The organism is Priestia sp. P5_B4 (assembly GCF_056400385.1).
The window spans coordinates 1-4147 of record NZ_JBFULJ010000304.1 but is presented as its reverse complement, the minus strand read 5'-3'; the positions used below and the strand labels follow the sequence as shown (position 1 = coordinate 4147).

Here is a 4147-nt window from a genome sequence, read left to right as displayed (position 1 = left end):
TGGCTATGGTGGTTACGGTGGTAACTCAGGTGGTAGTTTTGCTATTATTGTTGTTCTGTTTATATTATTAGTTATTGTTGGTTGTTCTTGCTTTAACAGTAGTTATTAATAAGTAAATGAAGTTTATAAGGCTCTTTTCCTCATTAATCCGATGGAATAATGAATTCCATCGGATTTTATTTCTAAAAGAATTTTTGTAAGCTATTTTAATAGATATTTAAACATTAAACTCTTATTTTACATAACACATAACAAATCTTAATTTAAACATTCTACTTTCATTTCAAAGGGGATTAACAGCAACCACCATATCCACCGTATCCATACGGGGATCCATAGCCGTAACCACCATAACCACCGTATCCATATGGAGATCCATAGCCATAACCACCGTATCCATATGGAGAAAGTAAAGAACCGGCTAATAAACCACCAGCTAATCCCCCTACAAAGGGACCACCAAAACCAAAACCAGGTCTTCCAAAGCCGAACCCTGGACGGCCGAAACCGGGTCTTCCAAARCCAAAACCAGGTCTYCCAATAAACCGTTCATCTGCATGGTTTAACTGRTTTTCTTGAGAATATAAACTAGGTAAAAAGTGTATTTCTGAATTCATRAGCGMAACCTCCATTTTTTCTTATCAAATCAAGAATATGCATTTACCTAGTTTAYTTCTTGGGTTAGTGTCCCTGTTTTGTGAAAAATAAGTAAAAAGTAATAGTTTTTTAAAATAAAAACCACAATTTTAAAAACTATTACKKTCGGGTTYAATAYTAGTGATTTTTATTTAAGAATTAAACATGCTCATAAATGCTTACGGATACATATAATACGTTAGCCCATGTAAATTATATCCCTACTCCTTTACTCAAATTTTTTAAAAAGGAGTGATAGTATGTCTAGTTGTGGTGGATGTGGACTTGGTGGAGGTTTTGCTCTTCTAATTGTCTTATTTATTCTTCTTGTCATTATTGGATGTAGTTGTTTTAGTGGTGGCTACGGAGGCTTCTGCTAATTCAATAAAAAGCCTTTCAAACGAAAGGCTTTTTACATAGACCCATTTATTTTAAATCCTTTTAATGATAGGCAAGTTCCTAAAATATTATGAATGCATATTATGAAGTTAGCGTACCCCGCCATTTTATTCTAAGAGAAACCTTTGTTTTTTTGGTGTATTCTTGACCAGTCAGAAAAACTCCTGATTGTGGTTGAAATCAGGGTTTTTTTGCCTTTCATATCAAAAGATTTGAAGGGGATTTATTTGTTACATAACCCTAGTCAACTTAAGTTGACTGAAAGTGCCTTAAGGCACTTATAACTTTATGATTAATAGTAAAAAAGCTCTTGGACGTTCTATTCAGAAGCTTTTTTATATAGGTGATGATAGTACAAGCTAAAAAAAATTAATAGCATAAAATATCTTATCCATATTAAAGGGAGGGATATATATGTGTTGTTGGAATAATATTTTCTTTTGTGGGTGTCGACGTCGTCGCTGTAACTATAACAATAATTTTGGCGGTTGCTCTTGTGGTAGACATAATCATCATAACCATAATAACGATCATAATTCTTATAATCAGGGTAATAACAATTGTAGTTGTAAGGATARWAAWAATAATCATCACCAAAATCATAAWTGTAATTGTGGACATAATAGTCATTCCAATTACTAATTACTAACTTTATTTAATTTACAAGTAAAAGGCTTGCTCATACATTTGAACAAGCCTTTTTTATTTATACAATTTTTTTGTTAACGGCTAAGGTCTGGTCCCTGCTTGTTTGATCTGTTTATCGTTGTACTTCTTAATCTTGTTATTTGCTGTGCATGTTCTTGACTATGAATAGCTTGTTGGATAGCATTAAAAACGTTATTTAGAGCGTTTATGTTGCTCTCATGTGTTTTTATTTCTTTTTCTAACCATGGGACGACTGTTTTCTCCATTGTGTTCATGCGGCTTTGTTGTTGTTGTAAATTTTGTTGTCCTTTGTAGCCCAGTTCTTTTAGATTTTCACGTCCATATTTAGCTTCACTTTGCAATTCTTCATAATCTTGACGAGCTTTTTTTGAGACAAGTCGTTTGGCTTTTTCCCCTGGGCTTCTGTCTAATTCATCAAGCTTTTTCTCCACGCTGCTGAGCTTCTCTACCTCTTTACTTATAGTTGAGACATGTTCTTTCTCTACACGAACCATTTTCTGATGTTTTTTGAACTCGTCTAGCTTCTTTTGGTTAGCATCTAGACTTTGTTTGATGTTAGATAGCCTAAATTGATTTTGTTGAGCAGTATCGTGATACTGTTCCAGCCTTAATGCATTGCTGTACGTGAGATATTTGCCAGCTGTTTTAAGATCCGGATAATAAGAGCTTACCTCACGGATTTTGGCCTGTTTAATAGCTTCTTCAGCTTGTAATAGTACCCTAGTTTCGACTTGGATTTGTTTTTTCTCATACGTAATCTGATTGAGTCGATTTTCTTTCTTTTGAGAGAATTCTTGGTAACGCTGATAGAACTCTTCTTTGTTTGAAAAACGTAGAGATTCTTTCTGTTTTTGAATACTACTTTCATAGCTTTCTTTGTTACTTTCTAAATCAGAAATCTTATCAAGATGACGTCGTTTCATCATGTTATTCTCTTTAAGTTTAAACGGATTAAGGGACTTCTTAAGTTCCTCTACTTTTTCTTCATTCTGTTGGATTTCACGCTCTAAATCTCTCACACGATCATAATAATTGCTGACATTCAGGAATTGCTGTTGTTGTACATGAAAGTGTCGTTCAATAGGATCATGACGATCACTCATTTTGCGTAGTTCYTCGTGGCGTGCCTCAATATCTTCTAAGGTAATAACCTTTTGACCTACAAGAGACGCAGCTTTTTGAATATAGGTTTTCTCTATATCCGTAGAAAAGCTGAATTGCTTCTCTTTTTCCTTCATTTTCTTTAAGTGTTCTTCTTTTTGGTGACGGTAGGCTTGTAAATCAACCACGGCCTTATTGTAGTCYTGGCGGTCTCTATTGATCTGGCCACGATCTGTTTTCTTCCCTTTCTTCTCCATGTCATGTGCGACATGGCCTAAGTGAACCATTGGTAAGATTTCTAGTCCACGCTTTTCATGAGAAAGATGAGTAATACGTTCATTGCTTTGAGCTTGTTCTAGCGCTTGATTCGCATAGTTTGCCCATTGTTCACGGATGGATAAGCAGCCTTTGCTATTTTTAACGTACCCACGATTGTTTTCTTTTGCATTCGCAAAATCAGCATTCCAGCCACGATTCTTTTTGCCGAATCCATCTTGGTCTAGATTTCTCATCGTTAACATGATGTGAGCGTGAGGATTATTCTTATCATCTCGATGAATAGCAATATCAGCAACCATTCCTTTTTGAACAAACTCGTTTTGAGCAAAGGATTGAATGAGTTCTTTTTGTTGATCATGATTCAGTTCAATTGGCAAAGCAATATTCAATTCGCGTGCAAGTTGTGAGTCTTTGCGTTTCTCTATTTTTTCAACTTCATTCCATAAACGGTTCCGATCGTTCATCCATTCTGGCGCATTAGAAGGAGTCAGAATCATGGTCTCAGGTTGGACACTACGAGCATAAAATTTTTGCTCGTCTGTACGTTCATCATGTAGTTTTTCGCCACTGCGATAAGCAGCTGCAGCGACAGCTGATTGTCCTTTTGAACGACTAATAATTTGCATCGATAGATGGTAGATAGCCATAATTCTTTCCTCCTTTATTGAGAATGGGTTAGTGAGTTAGGAATAAGTTGATGAGAGCACAAAGTGCGCTAATCAACGCTTCAGATGAAATCAACATCATGAACACCGGAGGTGTCAGATGGTGGTTTCATCTTTGCCGATAGGCAAACAGATTTTATGAAATTCGCCATATAGGCGAATGGGTCTTTGGTTTTGTCTTTTCGTTCCGAAGGAACCGCACACATCGGTACGATGTATAAGTGCGCCCTTATCTCTTTGATCTAAGGGAATTATACCATATACTGGTGAGAGAATCCATGCTAAGGATACCAATTTATCTCAATTTTTGATATAATCAATTTAAATATTAGAGAACAGAAAAAGGAGATGAGGATGGGTGCCGAAGAAGCGAACAGATGAGGAAATTCTTCAGGAAC

Annotated in this window: 4 protein-coding genes; 2 read left to right on the top strand and 2 right to left on the bottom strand. The window is 35.8% G+C overall.

The window, feature by feature from the left end; all coding sequences use genetic code 11:
- Positions 1-109: YjcZ family sporulation protein (locus AC1DRF_RS18050; protein ID WP_477741320.1), on the top strand; the 109-nt coding region annotated here is incomplete at its 5' end.
- 184 nt (positions 110-293) lie between these two features.
- Here AC1DRF_RS18050 and AC1DRF_RS18045 read toward each other — a convergent pair.
- A complete protein-coding gene (locus AC1DRF_RS18045; protein ID WP_477741319.1) occupies positions 294-617 on the bottom strand; it encodes a hypothetical protein in 324 nt (107 codons plus the stop codon).
- 279 nt (positions 618-896) lie between these two features.
- Here AC1DRF_RS18045 and AC1DRF_RS18040 point away from each other — a divergent pair, with 279 nt between their 5' ends.
- Positions 897-1016, top strand: coding sequence for a YjcZ family sporulation protein (locus tag AC1DRF_RS18040; protein ID WP_477741318.1), 120 nt, complete (start codon positions 897-899; stop codon positions 1014-1016).
- A gap of 741 nt (positions 1017-1757) precedes the next feature.
- Here the strand turns inward: AC1DRF_RS18040 and mobQ are convergent.
- Positions 1758-3731, bottom strand: a complete 1974-nt coding sequence (gene mobQ / locus AC1DRF_RS18035) for a MobQ family relaxase (protein WP_477741317.1) — start codon at positions 3729-3731, stop codon at positions 1758-1760.
- Positions 3732-4147: the final 416 nt, after the last annotated feature.